At 42.1% G+C, this 1,042-nt stretch carries 1 protein-coding gene; it reads right to left on the bottom strand.

Features of this window, described 5'->3' with window-relative positions; translation table 11 throughout:
- Positions 1-1,042 (bottom strand): calcium-binding protein (locus tag EDM53_RS03590; protein ID WP_410528557.1); only part of this gene is annotated, 1,042 nt, incomplete at both ends.

Raw genomic sequence — 1,042 nt, 5'->3', positions numbered from 1 at the left:
AATCTTGGATTGATGTAGCACATTCTCTTCGTATAGGCTCCTTACACCTTCTACTACGACCTCCGTTGCACCTAGCTTAATAACAGAATTACCAAATGCGTAACCCGTACTGCTCATCTTGCTCTTCACATCATTAAAGCTTCTGATATCCTTAAATCCACTAAAATCAACCTTGTCTCCGTACTCAAAGTCCTTGATCCTTACCACACCTTTCGCGTTTGTAATCCTAAACACATCCCTGCCTTTGCCTCCCGTCAATACATCATTTCCTCCTCCACTCTCTATCAGGTTGTCCCCTTGGTCCCCCGTTAATACGTCATTGTACCTAGAGCCTATAATGTTCTCAATATCATGTAGCCTGTCACCATCTTCTTGTTCTACAATCGATAAATCAACCTTCACTCCTTTGCCAGAATTCCTATAGCTTACACTGTCAATACCTCCTACTCCATATATGTCATCACTGCCTTCACCTCCTTCCATGATGTTATTATTGTGATCTCCTATTAATTCATCATTGTACTCTGAACCAATAACGTTCTCGAAGTTCCTAATCTCATCCTTGACATCTGGATCATCTGTCGCAAATGAAGTCCCTAGCTCAAGATCTATCGATATTCCTGTACTGGAGGAACTATAGACTACTGTATCAATACCCTCTCCTCCGTCTAGCTTATCACCTCCCCCTTTGCCTTCCACAATGTCATTACCACCTCCAGCATGTATGCTGTTTCTTGTGTCAGTGCCTGTTAGGACGTCATTGTATGATGTGCTTATAATGTCGCTAAAGTTGCTGATGACATCTCCTTCAGCATCACCTCCTTGACATACTCCGCTTGTCAAGTCCACCTTAACCCCAGACCTTGAATCTCTGTAGCTTAGTGTGTTAGAGCCTTTACCTCCATCTAGTCTATCACCACCACCTCTACCCTTAATAACATCGTTACCGTCGCTTCCATAAATTGTATTTGGTTTGTTGTCTCCAGATAAAGTATCACTTTTGAGTGAGCCTATAATGTTCTCAAAATTGTTAAAGGTGTCT

Origin of the sequence: Rickettsiales endosymbiont of Peranema trichophorum, from assembly GCF_004210275.1 — a bacterium.
Lineage (GTDB): Bacteria > Pseudomonadota > Alphaproteobacteria > Rickettsiales > Midichloriaceae > RICK02.
The sequence above is the reverse complement of the archived record's forward strand: the minus strand, read 5'-3'. Positions and strand labels throughout refer to the sequence as shown.